Genomic DNA, 17,158 nt, shown 5'->3' on the forward strand with positions numbered 1-17,158 from the left:
TTTCCGCACCTTTGGGGTACGTATAGATACATTACGGTCCCACCGCCCACCCGTCAAAACGCCCCCAACCCGGGCGTGTCGCACCCCGACCAACCACTCCCCCACCAACACAAACCGACCCGCGCAGGGCCGGCATCGACCGTTTAGAAAGACGGTTACGACTCGGGGGCGACGGCCGCGAAGAGTTCGCTCACGGAGTTGTAGTACTGGTCGGTTCTGCCGTTGTGCGTCATTCCGATGCGCAGGCAGACCCGCTGCGACGGGCGATTACTCGGAGTCGTCACGGCAACCACCCGGTCAAGGCCGGTCTTCCAGCCTTCAGCCAGTACAGCTGACGCTGCTTCGGTCGCGTAGCCGTGGTGCCACGCGTTCGGGTGAAAATGCCAGCCGATCTCGGTGTCCCCCGATGGCTCGAGCGGTGTCACCGCGCTCGACGCCGGGATGGACTTGAGCAGCAGATTGCCGAAGATCTCGCCGGTGTCGGCATCCGTTACCGCCCTGATGGCGTGAATGGGATGCTCCATACCCTGCCAGCGCGAGATGACGGCGATCGCCTCGGCGCGGTCGGTCATGACGCGCGGATGCAACCCGATGTGTTGTTGCACGGACCACAGCGAGTAGAGCCCGAAAACAAAGTCGGTGTCATCCAGGGTCCAGGGGCGCAGCAGCAGGCGTTCGGTTCGAAGAGTTTCCACGACGTCATCTTGCCACCCGCACCTGCTGACCCCCTGCACCGCACCCGCTGGAACAGCTACTCGACGAAAATCCCCGCGAGCGTCTTCTTGCCACGGCGCAGTACCGCCACTCCCCCGGGAAGCACCGATCCTTCAATGGTCAGGTCGACACTCGTGACCTTTTGGTTGTTCAGGTACACCCCACCCTGCTGCACCGCTCGACGGGCATCGCCGAGACTCTTCGACAGTTCGGTGTCGACGAGCAGCTGCAGCACGGTCGCGTGCGGTGCCGTCGTCGTGTGCGGGAGTTCGCGAAGTGCGGCCTCGAGCGTGTCGGGGTCGAGTTCGGCGAGGTCACCCTGGCCAAAGAGCGCCTCGGCGGCGTGGATGGCCGCATCCGTTGCCGCTTGACCGTGCACAAGGCTGGTCACCTCAAGGGCGAGCCGGCGCTGCGCTTCGCGGCGGAACGGTTCGCTTTCGACGAGCTCGGCGAACCGCTCGATTTCACCACGGGAGAGAAAAGTGAACACCTGCAGCCGAAAGACGACGTCGGCATCATCGGTGTTGAGCCAGAACTGATAGAAGGCGTACGGGCTGGTGAGGTTCGGGTCGAGCCACACCGCGTTGCCCTCGCTCTTGCCGAACTTGGTGCCGTCGCTGTTGGTGATGAGCGGGGTACCGATGGCGTGCACGGTGCCGCTTTCGGCGCGACGGATGAGATCGGTTCCGCTCGTCAGGTTGCCCCACTGATCGCTGCCGCCGGTTTGCAGCACGCAGCCGTAGCTGCGGAACAGTTCGAGGTAGTCGAGGCCCTGCAGAATCTGGTAACTGAATTCGGTGTAGCTGATGCCGGCGTCGGAATTCAAGCGCGCGCTGACGGCATCCTTCTTGAGCATGGTGCCCACACGGTAGTACTTACCGATTTCTCTTAAGAAATCGATGGCAGACAACGGTGCGGTCCAGTCGAGATTGTTCACCAGGGTGACGGCGTTGTCGCCTTCGGAGCTGAGGAACCGCGAGACCTGCGCCTGCAGGTAGCCAACCCATTCCGCGACGGTGTCCACGGGGGTCAGCGTGCGCTCGGCGGTGGGGCGCGGATCACCGATGAGTCCGGTCGAACCGCCGACCAGTCCCAGCGGATGATGCCCGGCCAGTTGCAAGCGCCGCATCAGCAGCAGCTGCACGAGGTTGCCGAGGTGCAGGCTCGGCGCGGTCGGGTCGAATCCGCAGTAATAGGTTATCGGGTCACCATCGAGCAGCGCCTTGAGCTCGGTCTCGTCGGTGGAGACGTGCACGAGGCCGCGCCAGTTGATCTCCTCCCACACCGAGTCGAAGGAGGGATCATTGGTCTGCTGGGCAAGAATGGTGGGGTCTGACACGCGTTCAGATTACCAGCCGGGTCCGCCGCGCCGAATCGCGCAGTTTTCGTTCCCTGGTCAGGCAATCAGGCTGGAGCCTATAATCGGCTTGATTTAGCCTGTGAGCTAAATTACACTGAATGGAGGACGGAGCCTCACACCATGTTTGTTATCACTGCTGACCAGATTGACAGTCGCAACGATCACGATCGGGCGCGCGAGATGATCGCGCGCCTCGTGGCGCCGAGTCCGAACGGGTTCAGCTTGCCGCCCGACCAGACTGCCGGCGATGAGATCCAGCTGCTGGTGTCGGAGGCCGAGCCGACACTCGACGCGATACTCGCCCTGCACCGTTCCGGTCATTGGAGCGTCGGGCTCGGCGTGGGCACCGTGCGCACTCCCCTGCCGCCGTCGACCAGGCAGGCCACCGGCGGCGCGTTCATCGCGGCCCGCGACGCCGTGCTGCGGGCGAAAAGAACCGAGGCACACTTTGCCCTCGAAGTCGGTCACACAAATGATGCCTCCCCCGGCATCGAAGCGCTCCTGACCATGCTCCTGCTACTGCGTCAGCGTCGCACCCCCCAGGGCTGGCAGGCCGGCGATCTGTTTGAAAGCGGACTGGCCCAGACCGAAATCGCCGCGTCGCTCGGCATCACCACCGGGGCCGTGAGCCAGCGGCTCAAGGCGGCGCAGTACCGCGTTGAGCAGGCGGCACGGCCGGCGTTGGTTAGGCTGCTAGAGCAGCTCGACCACGGCCCAGACCGTGGCCCGAACGAAACGGACACTACCGCATGACCTTCACCGTTCTCACGTTTCTCTACTGGGTCGCCCTGCTCCTGGTCACGCTCGCCTCACTCACCTGCGCCGCGATCGCCTTCAAACTGCACCGGCAGCTCTTCGCGATCTGGGCCATGGCCGGTCTCGTCGTTGCCCTCGTGCTCGCCGCGGTGCCCGTTGGCACCGGCCCGAGCGCCTTCGGCATCGTGATCGGCATGCTCGCCCTCGCCCTCGCCGTGATCGGGGGCGGCCCGATCGCTGTGCTGGCGCTCGATCTCGCCACCAACAACTCGGTACCACCGGGCCAGCACGGCGGAATCATGGTGCTCAACGCCGGCAAACCAGCCCCGACCATGGCCGGGGTGAGCGACCTGGAGACCCACGAGGTGCTGCGCGGCGGCGTGACCATCGGCATCCTGGAACGCCTCGCAGTGGCCGGCGCGATCCTGGCCGGTTTTCCCGAAGCGATCGCCGTGGTCGTGGCCATCAAGGGCGTGGGCCGCTTCACTGAGCTGGCCGCGGCCGAATCGCGCGAGCGGTTCATCATCGGCACCCTGTCGAGCCTGATCTGGGCGTGCGCCTGCGCCGCCCTCGTACCGATGGCCCTGGCCTAACGAGCCGGCTTAACTGCGTGCCGGCACAGGTGCGTGCCGACACAACTGCGTGCCGGGTTAGGCGCGTGCCGCCGAGACGCCGAAAGGATACCTCCCGGCATCCACAGGCGCCACGGTAGGCGATTCCTCGCCGAGGCCGCTCACGCCGGTGTGTGGCCCGCCACGAAGATCACGCACCGCACCGGCACGTCGCATCGAACGGTGAGCGGCGCAAACGGCACGGTCTACCGGCTGAGCGCGGCCGTCAGGTCGCGTACGCGGGCCACGAGGTGTGCGCGCTGTTCGGCGACGCGCACGGGGGCGGTTCCGCCAGCGCCGTCGCGACTCTCGACCGATCCACGGATGGTGAGCACCTCGCGCACCTGGGGAACGAGGTGCGGCGAGATTGCGAGCAGCGCTTCGTCACTCACCTCGTGCAGGTCGAGCTGGTTGGTTTCGGCGAACTTCACAAGCGAACCGGTGATTTCATGGGCATCGCGGAACGAGACGTGGCGTTTGACTAGCCATTCCGCGACATCCGTTGCGAGGGAGAAACCCTGCGGCGCCAGCTCGGCCATGCGCTCGGTGTGGAAGGTGAGGGTGGCGACCATGCCGGTGAAGGCGGGCAGCAGCACTTCGAGAGTCGTGATCGAATCGAAGACCGGTTCCTTGTCTTCCTGCAGGTCGCGGTTGTAGGCGAGTGGCAGACCCTTGAGCGTGGTGAGCAGCCCGGTGAGGTTGCCGATCATGCGGCCCGATTTGCCGCGGGCCAGCTCGGCGATGTCGGGGTTTTTCTTCTGCGGCATGATCGACGAGCCGGTGGAGTAGGCGTCGTCGAGGGTGACGAAACCGAATTCGCGGGTGTTCCAGAGAATGATCTCTTCGGCCAGCCGCGACATGTCGATGCCGATTTGTGCGGTGATGTAGGCGAATTCGGCGACCAGGTCGCGGCTCGCGGTGCCGTCGATGGAGTTCTCGACCACGGCGGCGAAGCCCAGGTCCACGGCGACGAGATGCGCGTCGAGACCGAGGGTGTTGCCGGCGAGGGCGCCGGAACCGTAGGGGGAGGCATCCGCTCGCCGACCCCAGTCCGCGAAGCGGTCGAGGTCACGCACGAGCGGCCAGCAGTGCGCCAACAGGTGGTGCGCGAGCAGCACCGGCTGGGCGTGCTGCAGGTGGGTGCGGCCGGGCATGATGGCGCTTTCGTGCGTTTCAGCCTGGGCCGCGAGGGCATCGATGAGTTCGATGACGAGGGAGGCGAGAATGACGGCGTGGTCGCGCAGCCACATGCGCACGAGCGTCGCGACCTGATCGTTGCGGCTGCGGCCAGCGCGCAGCTTGCCGCCGATCTCGACGCCGATGATTTGGATCAGGCCCCGCTCCAGGGCCGAGTGCACGTCTTCGTCGGCCTCCGCCGGAAGAAATTCGCCGGCGAGGACGGCACGCTCGAGCTCTTCGAGCGCGCCGACCATCTGGGTGAGTTCGATGTCGGTGAGATACCCGGCGGCGGCGAGGGCCCTGGCGTGCGCGCGGCTGCCCTGCAGGTCGTATTCGGCCAGCATCCAGTCGAACTGGGTCGACTTGCTCAGCCGCGCCAGTTCCGGCGACGGTCCCCCGGCGAAACGGCCGCCCCAGAGGGCGCCCGCCGCTCCTGCGCGGTTCGCGTTCTGCTCACTCGACACCGTGGCGCCCTACTTGCCGTTGGCGTCGCGGCGGGCCGCGATCTTGCTCGGCAGTGACCACAGTTCGATGAATCCCTTGGCCATGGACTGGTCGAAGGAGTCGCCGGTGTCGTAGGTGGCGAGGTTGAAGTCGTACAGGCTGGTCGTGCTCGAGCGACCGGTGACGACGGCGGTGCCGGCGTGCATCTTCAAGCGGATATCGCCCGTCACGTGCTTCTGGGTGTCCTCGATGAACACGTCGAGGCTCTTCTTCAGACCCGAGAACCAGAGACCGTCGTAGACGAGCTCGGCCCACTTGCTCTCGACGCCGCGCTTGTAGCGGGCGACGTCACGTTCCACGGTCATGTTCTCGAGTTCCTCGTGGGCGGCAATCAGTGCGATGCCGGCCGGAGCCTCGTAGATCTCGCGGCTCTTGATGCCGACGAGGCGGTCCTCGACGATGTCGATGCGGCCGACACCCTGATCGCCGGCGAGACGGTTCATCAGCTGAATCATCTGCAGCGGGGTGACCTTCCTGCCGTCAATGGCAACGGGCACACCCTGCTCGAAGGAGATGACCACCTCGGTGGGGTCCCGGGTGACCGAGGGGTCCTGCGTGTAGGTGTAGAGATCTTCGATCGGCGCGTTCCACGGGTCTTCGAGGAATCCGGTTTCCACGGCGCGACCCCAGACGTTCTGGTCCACCGAGTACGGGCTCTTCTTGGACTGCACGATGGGCAGGTCGTGCTTGGCGGCGTATTCGATGGCTTTGTCGCGGGTCAGTGCGAAGTCCCGCACCGGCGCGAGCGAGGTCAGGTCGGGCGCGAGGGCGGCGACGGCCGCTTCGAACCGAACCTGGTCGTTGCCCTTGCCGGTGCATCCGTGGGCGACGCTGTCGGCACCGAGCTCCTTGGCGGTGGAGGCCAGGTACTTTGCGATCAACGGACGGCTGATGGCCGAAACGAGCGGGTAGCGCTTCTGATAAAGGGCGTTCGCCTTGAGCGTCGGCACGATGTAGTCGTTGGCGAACTCGTCTTTCGCGTCGATGACGATGGACTCGACGGCGCCACAGTCGAGGGCGCGCTGACGGATCACGTCCATGTCTTCGCCCTCCTGACCGACGTCGACGGCGAGGGCTACGACCTCTTTACCGGTGGCATCCTTGAGCCAGCCGATACCGACCGAGGTATCCAGTCCGCCCGAGTATGCGAGTACAACGCGTTCCGCCATGGTTCTCCCTAAATCTTGATCTGTCTAAAGTTTACGTGCTGGGGCGCTGGGCCCGGTCAGGCCGCGTTCCGCGCGAGCAGCCAGACCAGCAAAGCCTTCTGGGCGTGCAGGCGGTTCTCGGCCTCGTCCCAGATGATGCTCTGCGGCCCGTCGATGACGTCGGCGGTCACCTCGTAGCCGCGGTCGGCCGGCAGGCAGTGCATGAAGTGCGCGCCCGGCTTGGCCAGGCCCATCAGAGCAGCGTCGACCCGATACTGACCGAGGTCGCCGAGCCGGGTGGCCTTCTCTTCTTCCTTGCCCATCGAGACCCAGGTGTCGGTGACGACCACGTCGACCCCCGTGACAGCTTCGCGAGGGTCGGTGAACAGGGCGACCGAACCGCCGGTGCGGGCGGCGATGGCCGTCGCATCCGCTACCACCTGGTCGGTCGGGGTGTAGCCCACCGGTGACGCGATGCGCACGTGCATGCCGGCGGTAGCGCCGGCGAGCAGGTAGGACTGGCCCATGTTGCAGGCGCCGTCACCGAGAAAGGCGAGGGTCTGGCCGGCGAGGTCGCCGCGGTGTTCGCGGATGGTGAGCAGGTCGGCGAGCAGCTGGCAGGGGTGGAAGTCGTCGCTGAGCGCGTTGATGACGGGCACGGTCGTGCCGAGTGCCATTTCCTCGAGTCCGGCCTGGCCGTAGGTGCGCCAGACAATCGCGGCGACCTGGCGTTCGAGCACGCGGGCCGTGTCGGAGGCGGTCTCCTTGCCACCGAGCTGACTGTTCGCGGTGCTGATGATGAGGGGGCTGCCGCCGAGGTCGGCGATACCGACCGCGAAGGACACCCGGGTGCGCGTTGAGGACTTGTCGAAAATGACCGCGACAGTCTGCGGGCCGGCGAGCGGGCGCACCGCAAATCGGTCACGCTTCAGCTCCAGGGCCAGATCGAGAATCTCGGCCTGTTCGGCCGGGGAGATGTCGTCGTCGCGCAGGAAATGGCGGGTCACGGTGTCACTTTCTCTTGGAGTGTTTTCAAAAGGCCAGCGGATGCCGCTCCCCGGTTAGACCCGCCCGCGCCGCCCGAAGCCTGCGCAAAGTGGGATTCGTCCAGCCTAGAGGCTGGCGAGGGCGCGCCCGAACCGCGCTCGGAAGTCGCCGAGTTCGGCGTCGCCCACGATCAGCGGCGGCGCGATACGAATGCTGGTCTCGTTGGCGGCGTTGACGATGAGACCCTGGGCCAGCGCGGCCGCGCCGAGCTTCAACGCGACCGGTTCGGTCAGCCCGACGCCGAGCAGCAGGCCACGTCCGCGTACCTCTTCGATCAGCGGTGAGTGAAAGCCGAGAATGATCTCGCGCAGCTGGTGGCCGCGGCGGGCGGCGTTGGCGGCCAGATCGTCACGTTCGATCACGCCGAGCACGGCGTTGGCGGTCGCGGTCACGAGCGGGTTGCCGGCGAACGTCGAGCCGTGCTGGCCGCGACGGAACAGCTCGGAGGCCCAGCCGAAGGTGACGAGCGCACCAATGGGGATGCCGCCGCCCATCCCCTTCGCGATGGTGACGGCATCCGGAAGAATGTCAGCATGGTTGTAAGCGAACCAGGCGCCGGTGCGGGCGATGCCGGTCTGGATTTCGTCGAGGACCAGCAGCACGCCGTGCTCGGTGCACAGCTCACGGGCACGCTGGAGGAACCCCTCCGGCAGGTCGATGACGCCCGCCTCTCCCTTGACCGGTTCCAGAAACAGGGCGGCGACGGTGTCGTCGATGGTGGCCTCGAGGGCTGTGATCGTGCTGTCGATGTGTTCGACACCACCGGGCACGGGTTTAAAGGCCTCGCGCATGTGCGGCTTGCCCGAAAGGGCGAGCGCGCCCATCGTGCGACCGTGGAAGGAGTCGTGCAGCGAAATGATGCGGGTGCGGCGGGCGCCCGTCACGTTCAACCTGGCCAATTTGAACGCGGCCTCGTTGGCCTCCGCGCCGGAGTTGCAGAAATAGACGCGGCCCGTGTCGCCGGCGCCGGTGAGGCGCTTGAGGCGTTCAGCCAGTTCGATCTGCGGCGGTGTGGCGAAATAGTTGGAGACGTGGCTGATCGTGCCGATCTGCTTGGTGACGGCAGCAACGACCTCAGGATGCGCGTGGCCAAGCGAATTCACGGCGATGCCGGCGAGAAAGTCGAGATACTTCGTGCCCTTCTCGTCCCAGACGTAGCAGCCCTCACCGCGCACGAGCATGGCCAGCGGCGGGCTGAACGTGCGCATCATCGAATCGGCGAACCGATCCTGCCAGGGTTTTTCTTCGGGCGTGGTCATGCCGGTACTACCTCCGTGCCGATGCCGCTTCCAGTGAAAATTTCGAGCAGGATCGAGTGCGGCACTCGCCCGTCGATGATCGCGGCCTTGGCGACGCCACCGTCGACGGCATCGAGGCAGGCCGTCATCTTGGGAATCATGCCCGATTCCAGCTCGGGCAGCAGACCGCGCAACTCGAGCACATCGATGATCGACACGAGCGAATCCCGGTTCGGCCAGTCGCGGTAGAGCCCGGCGACGTCGGTGAGAATCACGAGCTTGGCCGCGCCCAGCGCGATCGCGAGCGCGGCAGCAGCAGCGTCGGCGTTGACGTTGAGGGACTGGCCCGGAACATCCATATCGGGAGCGATCGAGGAGACCACCGGTATGCGGCCGGCCGCGAGCTGGGCGAGCACCGCTTCCGGGTCGACGCCGATGACATCGCCGACGAGCCCGAGATCGACCTCTTCGCCGTCGACGACCACGCCGCGCCGTCGCCCGCGAAACAGGCCGGCGTCTTCACCGGAGAGTCCGGCGGCGAGCGGGCCGTGCTGGTTGATGTGGCTGACCAGGTCGCGGTTGATCTGGCCGGTGAGCACCATGCGCACCACGTCCATCGCTTCGGGCGTGGTCACCCGGTAGCCGCCGCGAAACTCGCTCTCGATGCCGAGGCGCGCCAGCATGGCCGAGATCTGCGGGCCGCCGCCGTGCACGACGACCGGTCGGATGCCCGCGTACCGCAGGTAGACCATGTCTTCGGCGAAGGCGCGTTGCAGTTCTTCGCTCACCATGGCGTTGCCGCCGAACTTCACGACAATGATCTGGTCGTGAAAGCGCTTGAGCCACGGCAACGCTTCGATCAGCGTCGCCGCTTTGACGGATGCCTCGGCCTGGCTGGTCTCGTCGGCTGCGGCAGCCGGGGTGTCGATGTCGGTCATGATCAGCTCGAGTATGCGCTGTTCTCTTCGACATAGTCGTGGGTGAGGTCGTTGGTCCACAGGGTGGCCGTTGCGCTGCCGGCATGCAGGTCGATGAGCACAGTCACGCCGCGGCCCGAGAGGTCGACGAGTTCGCGCGGCTGGTCGGGCTCGCCCGCGGTACACACCTGAACGCCGTTGATGGCGACATCGATGCCGTACGGGTCGAAGGCGGCGTCGTCGACCGGCACCGTTCCGACGGCGGCGAGCACGCGGCCCCAGTTCGGATCGTTGCCGAAGATGGCCGACTTGAACAGGTTGCTGCGCGAGACAGCACGGGCCACGGTCACCGCCTCATCGTCGGAGACCGCGTTGGTGACGGTGATCGCCACGTCGTGCGCGGCACCCTCGGCGTCTCCCTGTAACTGCAAGACGAGGTCGCGGCAGATCTCGATGAGGGCGATGTTGAATTCGTCCTTGTCGGCGGCGACGCCGCTCGCACCGGAGCAGAGCAGGCTCACGGTGTCGTTGGTCGACATGCAGCCGTCGGAATCGAGGCGATCGAAGGTGACCCGGGTCGCCGCGCGAAGCGCCGTGTCGAGGTCGGCCGAGTCGAGCACGGCGTCGGTCGTGATGACCACGAGCATCGTGGCCAGCCCCGGAGCGAGCATGCCGGCACCCTTGGCCATGGCGCCAATGCTCCAACCGGCGGCAGAGGTGTGCGCGGCCTGCTTGGGGCGGGTGTCGGTGGTCATGATCGCCTGCGCGGCCAGGAGGCCGGCGGCGGGCGTGGTTGCGGCATCCGTTTTGAGGAAGAGGGTGGCGTCCCACACTCCGGCGGTGAGGAGGTCGAGGTCGAGCTGTTCACCGATCAGGCCGGTGGAACAGACCAAAACGTCCCCTGAGGAGATGTCGAGGCGGGTCGCGACAGCTTCGGCGGTGGCGTGCGTGGTCTGAAAGCCGATGCTGCCGGTATAGCAGTTGGCGCCGCCGGAGTTGAGTACGATCGCGCTGACCCGGCCGTCGCTCATGACCTGGGTGCTCCAGATGACGGGGTTGGCCTGGCAGCGGTTGCTGGTGAACACCGTCGCGGCGTTCTGCAGCGGACCGAGGTTGTGCACGAGGGCGAGGTCGAGCCCGCCGGACTTCTTCAAGCCGGCGGTGACGCCGGCAGCAGCAAAACCGGCGGGAAGGGTGACACTCACGGAGCAACTCCATTCATGGTCAGACCGAGCGTTTCGGTCAGGCCGAGGGCAATGTTGGCGGACTGGATGGCGGCGCCGGCGGTGCCCTTAACAAGATTGTCGATGGCCGTGACCGTGACAACGCGGCCGGCTGCTTCATCGACGGCCAGTCCGATCAGCGCGGTGTTGGCACCGAGAACGTCAGCCGTGCGCGGAAAATGTCCCTCAGGGAGCAGGTGTACGAAGGGTTCGTCGGCGTAGGCACTCTCCCAGGCGGCTCGCACGGCGGCGGCGCTTGTTCCGGGTACCAGCCGGGCGGTCGACGTGGCGAGGATGCCGCGCGACATGGGCACGATCACCGGTGTGAACGAGATGGTGGCGCCGGTAGCGCTTCCGGCCCAGCGCAACGACTGCACGATCTCGGGAATGTGCCGGTGGGTGCCGCCGACGGCGTAGGGGTTGGCTGAGCCGAGGATCTCGGCCGCGAGGTTGGCCACTTTGAGGCTCTTGCCAGCACCGCTGGGGCCGACCGCGAGTACGGCGACGAGGTCCTGCGCCTGGATCACGCCGGCGTGGATGCCGGGGGCCAGTGCGAGGGCGACCGTGCTGGCGTTGCAGCCGGGCGCGGCGATACGGCGCGCGCCGACGAGGCGGCTGCGCTGCTTGCCTTCAGACGTGGGAAGTTCAGGCACGCCGTAGGTCCACGCGCCGAAGTAGTCGCCGCCATAGAACGCGGCCCAGTCGTCGGGGTTCTCGAGGCGGTGGTCGGAGCCGCAGTCCACCACGAGGGTGTCCTTCGGCAGGTGCGCCGTCAGCTCGCCGGATTTTCCGTGCGGCAGGGCAACGAAGACCACGTCGTGCCCGCTGAGATTCTCCGGTGTCGTATCGACGAGCACCAGGTGGGCGAGGGAACGCAGCTGCGGTTGCAGGTCGACCAGGCGCCGCCCGGCGTTGCTGTGCGCGGTGACCGTGCGCACCTCGAATTCGGGGTGACCGGCGAGCAGCCGCAGCAGTTCGCCGCCCGCATACCCGCTCGCGCCTGCCACTGCCACCGAAAAAACCATGGGTTAAACCTAGCGCGGCCCCGGCGGCCCCGTTTCCGCGCTCGCGCGGGGCGTCACGCGTGCGGCGGGTATCCGTTGGCCGTCGCTGCCCTCGGCAGAGTTCACGGCACCCCCTTTGGTTCGCGGCACCCCCAACTAGAAGTGCCGGTTTCCCCAATGAGTGCCGCGGCGACGGATGCCGCGGGCCGGCCCCCAGGCGCGACTCGCGGCACGCGTTAGTGTTTGCGGCACCCCTGACACCAAGTGCCCGCGTCCCGAACGAGTGCCACGAGAGTCGGAGCATCCGCTCTCTGCACAGTGCATGCCCGTGCCGAGTTCCACACAGTTGTTGTGCCAAACAAGGACCGGCTCCCGTTCTGCGGCAGGGTGGGGACATGTTGGAGGCCGTGGAAACGCAGGATGTGCTCGGCGACGGCCTCATCACGGCCGATGCCCTCCGTGCGGCCGGTATGAATGCGCACGCCGTGGACCTGCTGGTGAGACGCGGCGAGCTCCGGCGTCTTCGACGCGGTTGGTACGCCCTCGGCGCAAAGTGGCAGGCGGTTGGTCTCGACGGGCAATACCGCCTGTTCGCGCGTGCCACTGCCGGTGCAGCCAAACGACCATTCGTGCTTTCGCATCATTCCGCCGCGGCCATGCACGGACTGCCGATGATTGGCGCCTGGCCCGCCACGGTGCATGCCCTCGTCTCCGATGCCCATGGCGGCAGCAGTCAGCGCCTCGTCACCACGCATCGCGCCGTCGCCGATCCGAATGCAACACTTATCACCGGTGTCGCGGTGACCAGCCTCGCCCGTACCCTTGTCGATATGGCTGCCGGGGGCAGTTTTCTTGCCGGAGTGACAATGATCGACCACGTGCTCCACCAGGAGAGCAGGCGGGTGGTGCCCGGCACGGGGAATCCGGGCGTTCCGGCGATCACGAAGGCGGTGCTCTTCGCGGAACTGGACGCGGTGCGTCCTCGTACGGGGCGGCAGGCCGCCGAGCAGGCAATCACCTTTGCCGACGAACTCTCGGCCAACGCTGGCGAGTCACTCAGCAGAGTGCGGTTCGAGGAACTGAAGTTCGAGATTCCCGAACTGCAGGTGCGTTTCGACGTCGCTGGCCGCTCGTACTTCGTGGACTACTTTTGGCGGGGTGTGCGCAAGATCGGAGAGTTTGACGGGCACATCAAGTACACCCGCGCGGCGGTCATGAACGGCAAGGACGTGGTGGGGGTGGTCGTGGCTGAGAAGGATCGGGAGAGCGCACTTCGCCCATTTGTGACGAGTTTCAACCGGTGGGGGTGGAACCTGGCCCTCAACGCCGTCGAGTTCTACCGGTTCCTCTGCGAAAAGGGTGTGCCGCGCGCCCGCTGACGCTGCACCCTGCGTTCGCGGCACCCCGTTGGGGTCCGCGGCACCTCCGGAGACTCGCGGCACCCGTTGGGGCTCGCGGCACCCCGTTGGGGTCCGCGGCACCTCCGGAGACTCGCGGCACCCGTTGGGGCTCGCGGCACCAGTTGGGGTTCGCGGCACCCGTTGGGGTTCGCGGCACCCCTGGCAAAGAGTGCCCGCGTCCCGACCGAGTGCCACCACAAGCGGATCCCGCGCGTCCACCTGATGGGGACGACTCACGGCACTCGTCACAGTTCGCGGCACTCCGGGCACTGAGTGCCCACTTCCCTGACGAGTGCCGCGACCAGCGGATGCCGCGGGACGCGGGCATCCGCTGCGCGCGAGACACAGGCCCCGGCGGCCTATTCGCGCAGGGTTGCTCCGAAGCGATCCGCGGCGACCGCGACGCCGGACAGGCGCGCAGCGCTCGCCTCGGCAGCGGTCAGCGTGCGCTCCGTGCCGCGAAAACGCAGCGCAAAGGTGAGCGATTTCCGACCGGGTTCAACGCCGGCGCCGCGGTAGTCGTCGACCAGCTCGATGCTCTCGAGCAGGTCACCGGCGCCCTCGGCGACGGCCGCGCGCAGGGCCGCAGCCGGTACGGATGCTGAGACGACGAGCGACAGGTCCTGCGTGGCGGCCGGCATCGTGCGAATCGGCGTGACCGTGAGGTCCTCGGCAGCGTGCAGGAAGACGAGCGCGAGGTTGATCTCCGCGACGGCGACGACAGCGGGCAGGTCGTAGTCGTCGGCGACTGCCGGCAGCAGTTCGCCGGCGAATCCGACGGACACCGTCGAGGCCGCGGCTGTCGCAGCGCCGGTGACGGTGACGAACAGCTCCGCGGTACGACCCGGGTGCATCGCCGGGTGCAGGCCCTGGCGCACCTCGATGCGCGCGCCGGTGGCCAACGCCACTTGCTGCACGGCGGCCAGCGCCGACTGCCAGCCGGCGGGGACAGCGGGCTGTCCTGGCTGGTGCCGCACGTCGTTGCCGACGAGGACGACCCCGACCAGGAGTGGTTGCGGCACAATTCCCGAGTTTAGCGCCGCCTCAGCCTCATCGCTCGGGCGCGTCGCTCCGGCGGGGAGCACGGCCGTGCCGTAGGTCATCCCGGCTTGGGGGCGAAAGACCAGTCCCTGCTCGTAGATAGCGACATCGACCAGGCCGCGTGAGCGGTTGCGGTGCGCGATCTGCAACATGCCCGGCAGCATCGAGGTGCGCAGGAACGGCGCCTCCCCGTCGAGCGAGTTGGCGACCTTCATCTGCGGCACCGAAACCGGCACAGCGGATGCCTCGCCCGGGTCGGCCACGGTCGCGCCGGCATCCGCTTCAGTCGACATCACGACCACGCCGAACAGGTTGTTCGCCTGCTCCGACACGAACGGGTAGGTCAAGACTTCGGTGTGACCGGTGGCGGCCAGGGTCTGCGCGACGGTCCGGCGCAAAGTCTGCGTGCGGGTCAGGCCGCGGCCGGGCGGGGCGACGGGCAGCACGGAGGGGATGCGGTCGTAGCCGACGATGCGGGCGACCTCCTCGGCGAGCGTCCACTTGTCGGTGAGGTCGGGGCGCCAGCTGGGCGGGGTGACCTGCAGGTCGCCGTCGGCTTCGACTAACGAAGCACCGACGTCGACGAGGGCATCGCGTACCTCGTCGCCGGTGTAATCGAGGCCGATGAGGCCCGACACGAACCCGGTCGGCAGCAGAATCGACTGTGGGGCCGGAGCCTCGTCGTAGACCGATCCGAGGTCGTCGGCGGCTCCTCCGGCAAGGTCGACGAGCAGCTGCACCACGCGGGCGGCGGCAACGGCAGCAACGCGGGGGTCGACGCCGCGTTCGAACCGTTTGCTCGCCTCGCTCGGCAGCTTGTGGCGGCGGGCCGAGCGTGCGATCGACACCGGGTCGAAGTTGGCGGCCTCGACGAGCACGTTGACGGTCTGCGCGGTGATCTCGGTGCTCGCCCCACCCATCACGCCAGCCAGGCCGATCGGCCCGGATTCGTCGGTGATCAGCAGATCCTCGACGTTGAGCGTGCGGGAGACCGCGTCGAGCGTCGTGAATTTCTCCCCGGCGGTCGCGCGCCGCACGATGATTCCGCCGGCCAGCTTGTCGAGGTCGTAGCCGTGCAACGGCTGGCCGAGCTCGAACATCACATAGTTGGTGACGTCGACGATGAGGGAGATCGAGCGGATGCCGACCAGCCCGAGCCGGGCGATCATCCACGCCGGGGTCGGGCGGGTCGGGTCGACGCCGCGCACGACGCGGGTGACGAACACGGTCGCGCCGGTTTGCTCGCGAATCGGAGCCTGGTCGTCGATCGTGACGGGGAACCGGGTGACCGGCGCCACGACGGTCAGGGCGAGCGCGGGGTCGCGAAACGGCACGCCGGTGGCGTGCGAGTATTCGCGGGCGACGCCTCGAATGGAGAAGGCGTAGCCGCGGTCGGGGGTGACGTTGATCTCGACGGCGCTGTCATCCAGGCCGAGCAGGGCAATCGCATCCGTTCCGACCGGGGCGTCGATGCCGAGGTTCTTCAGCAGCAGAATGCCGTCGTGCTCGTCGCCGAGGCCGAGCTCACGGGCTGAGGCGATCATGCCGTCGGACGTGTGGCCGTAGGTTTTGCGCGCGGCGATGGGGAAGGGGCCCGGCAGCGAAGCGCCGGGCAGGGTCACGACGACCTTGTCGCCGACGGCGAAATTGTGTGCGCCGCAGACGATGCCATGGATGGCCGGGCCGCCGTCGGCGGCGAGTTCGTCGCCCGGTGCAACTCGCACCTGGCACCAGTTGATGGTCTTGCCGTTGGTCTGCTCTTCGCCCACGAAGTCGAGCACTTCGCCGACCACGATCGGTCCGGACACCTCGAAGCGGTGGATGTCTTCCTCTTCGAGGCCGACGCTCACGAGGGCAGCATGGACGTCTTCCGGCGTGGTGCCGGGGGCGAGGTCGACGAATTCGCCGAGCCAGGAAAGTGGAACCCGCATCAGACCGTCATCCCATACTGCTGGCTGAACCGAATATCGCCTTCGACCATGTCGTGCATGTCCTTTACGTCATTTCTAAACATCACTGCTCGTTCCACGCCCACACCGAACGCGAATCCGGAGTACACCTCGGGGTCGATGCCGGCCGAGCGCAGCACGTTGGCGTGCACCATGCCACAGCCGCCCCACTCGATCCAGCGTGCGCCGTCTTTGAAGGTGGGGTGCCAGACGTCGAGCTCGGCGCTCGGCTCGGTGAACGGAAAGTAGTTCGGGCGCAGCCGCACCTTGGCTTCTGGGCCGAACAGGGCCTGCACGAAGTGGTCGAGAGTGCCGCGCAGGTTGGCCATGGTGAGGCCCTTGTCGATGGCGATGCCCTCGATCTGGTGAAAGACCGGTGTGTGTGTCGCGTCGAGTTCGTCGGTGCGAAAAACGCGTCCGGGCGCGACGACGTAGACCGGCAGTTCCCGGCTGAGCAACGCGCGCAGCTGCACGGGTGAGGTCTGCGTGCGTAGAACGAGGTGCGCATCCGTCGGTTCGACGAAAAAGGTGTCCTGCATGGCGCGAGCCGGGTGGTCCTCGTCGAAGTTGAGCCCGTCGAAGTTGAACCATTCGCTCTCGAGCTCCGGCCCTTCGGCCACCTCCCAGCCCATGGCCACAAACACGTCAGCGGCGCGCTCGGTGAGGAGCGAAATAGGATGCCGCGCCCCAGGCTTCCACGCCGAGGCTGCGGCAGTCACGTCGACCGTTTCGGCGAGCAGCCGGGCGGCCGCTTCAGCGGTGCCGATGTCGTCTTCACGAGCGGTCAACGCCTTCGTGACGGCGCCGCGCGCCTGGCCGACGAGCTTGCCGGCTGCAGCCTTCTGGTTGCCGGGCACGCTGCGCATCAGGGCATTGAGCTTCGACAGCGGTGAGGACTCCCCCGCGTGCTCACTGCGCACGCGCCTGAGGGCGGCAGTCGTGTCGGCGGCGGCAATGGCGGCCAGAGCGGTGTCAACCGCGGCGTTGACGGCGGCTTCGGAGATCAACGGCTCTGCTGGCTCGACTGAGGTGGTGGGCTCTGGGGGAACGCTGGGATCAGACACAAG

Annotated in this window: 14 protein-coding genes; 3 read left to right on the plus strand and 11 right to left on the minus strand. The window is 67.0% G+C overall.

Going from position 1 to position 17,158, the window contains the following annotated elements:
- Positions 1-155 precede the first annotated feature (155 nt).
- Together E3N85_RS04330 and tyrS are read right to left on the minus strand one after the other, a co-directional pair.
- On the minus strand, positions 156-695 hold the full coding sequence (locus E3N85_RS04330; protein ID WP_134459839.1) for a GNAT family N-acetyltransferase: 540 nt from the start codon (positions 693-695) through the stop codon (positions 156-158).
- 56 nt (positions 696-751) lie between these two features.
- Positions 752-2,053 (minus strand): tyrosine--tRNA ligase, encoded by a 1,302-nt coding sequence (tyrS, locus tag E3N85_RS04335; protein WP_134459841.1) that lies wholly within the window; start codon positions 2,051-2,053, stop codon positions 752-754.
- 141 nt (positions 2,054-2,194) lie between these two features.
- Between tyrS and E3N85_RS04340 the strand changes: the two genes are divergently transcribed.
- Together E3N85_RS04340 and E3N85_RS04345 are read left to right on the plus strand one after the other, a co-directional pair.
- Positions 2,195-2,827, plus strand: a complete 633-nt coding sequence (locus E3N85_RS04340; RefSeq protein ID WP_134459844.1) for a DNA-binding protein — start codon at positions 2,195-2,197, stop codon at positions 2,825-2,827.
- The gene (locus E3N85_RS04345) at positions 2,824-3,423 is read left to right on the plus strand and encodes a hypothetical protein (protein ID WP_134459847.1); all 600 of its coding nucleotides are present in this window, start codon (positions 2,824-2,826) and stop codon (positions 3,421-3,423) included. The genes E3N85_RS04340 and E3N85_RS04345 overlap by 4 nt, the downstream gene beginning before the upstream one ends.
- Before the next feature lie 224 nt (positions 3,424-3,647).
- On the opposite strand, the gene argH is transcribed toward E3N85_RS04345, so the two are convergent.
- The 7 genes from argH to argC form a co-directional block, all read right to left on the minus strand.
- Entirely contained in the window at positions 3,648-5,084 is a 1,437-nt protein-coding gene (gene argH / locus E3N85_RS04350; RefSeq protein ID WP_134459850.1) for an argininosuccinate lyase, read from the minus strand.
- Between the two features lie 9 nt (positions 5,085-5,093).
- Complete coding sequence (locus E3N85_RS04355; RefSeq protein ID WP_134459853.1) at positions 5,094-6,293, minus strand: argininosuccinate synthase; 1,200 nt, start codon at positions 6,291-6,293, stop codon at positions 5,094-5,096.
- A gap of 56 nt (positions 6,294-6,349) precedes the next feature.
- Positions 6,350-7,279: an ornithine carbamoyltransferase gene (gene argF / locus E3N85_RS04360; RefSeq protein WP_134459856.1), complete on the minus strand. Its 930-nt coding sequence runs from the start codon at positions 7,277-7,279 to the stop codon at positions 6,350-6,352.
- Between the two features lie 105 nt (positions 7,280-7,384).
- On the minus strand, positions 7,385-8,578 hold the full coding sequence (locus E3N85_RS04365) for an acetylornithine transaminase (RefSeq protein WP_134459859.1): 1,194 nt from the start codon (positions 8,576-8,578) through the stop codon (positions 7,385-7,387).
- Positions 8,575-9,495, minus strand: coding sequence for an acetylglutamate kinase (gene argB / locus E3N85_RS04370; RefSeq protein ID WP_134459862.1), 921 nt, complete (start codon positions 9,493-9,495; stop codon positions 8,575-8,577). Before argB ends, E3N85_RS04365 begins: the two co-directional genes overlap by 4 nt.
- Before the next feature lie 2 nt (positions 9,496-9,497).
- Positions 9,498-10,679, minus strand: a complete 1,182-nt coding sequence (gene argJ / locus E3N85_RS04375; RefSeq protein WP_134459865.1) for a bifunctional glutamate N-acetyltransferase/amino-acid acetyltransferase ArgJ — start codon at positions 10,677-10,679, stop codon at positions 9,498-9,500.
- Complete coding sequence (gene argC / locus E3N85_RS04380; RefSeq protein WP_134459868.1) at positions 10,676-11,722, minus strand: N-acetyl-gamma-glutamyl-phosphate reductase; 1,047 nt, start codon at positions 11,720-11,722, stop codon at positions 10,676-10,678. The genes argJ and argC overlap by 4 nt, the downstream gene beginning before the upstream one ends.
- 374 nt (positions 11,723-12,096) lie before the next feature.
- Between argC and E3N85_RS04385 the strand changes: the two genes are divergently transcribed.
- Positions 12,097-13,080: a type IV toxin-antitoxin system AbiEi family antitoxin domain-containing protein gene (locus E3N85_RS04385; protein WP_134459871.1), complete on the plus strand. Its 984-nt coding sequence runs from the start codon at positions 12,097-12,099 to the stop codon at positions 13,078-13,080.
- A 380-nt stretch (positions 13,081-13,460) separates the two neighbouring features.
- Here the strand turns inward: E3N85_RS04385 and pheT are convergent, their stop codons facing one another.
- Both pheT and pheS read right to left on the minus strand, forming a co-directional pair.
- Complete coding sequence (gene pheT, locus E3N85_RS04390; protein ID WP_134459874.1) at positions 13,461-16,073, minus strand: phenylalanine--tRNA ligase subunit beta; 2,613 nt, start codon at positions 16,071-16,073, stop codon at positions 13,461-13,463.
- Positions 16,073-17,155 (minus strand): phenylalanine--tRNA ligase subunit alpha, encoded by a 1,083-nt coding sequence (gene pheS / locus E3N85_RS04395; protein WP_134459876.1) that lies wholly within the window; start codon positions 17,153-17,155, stop codon positions 16,073-16,075. The genes pheT and pheS overlap by 1 nt, the downstream gene beginning before the upstream one ends.
- Positions 17,156-17,158 lie beyond the last annotated feature (3 nt).

Source organism: Cryobacterium sp. Hz9 (assembly GCF_004402825.1).
GTDB classification, from domain to species: Bacteria; Actinomycetota; Actinomycetes; order Actinomycetales; family Microbacteriaceae; genus Cryobacterium; species Cryobacterium gelidum.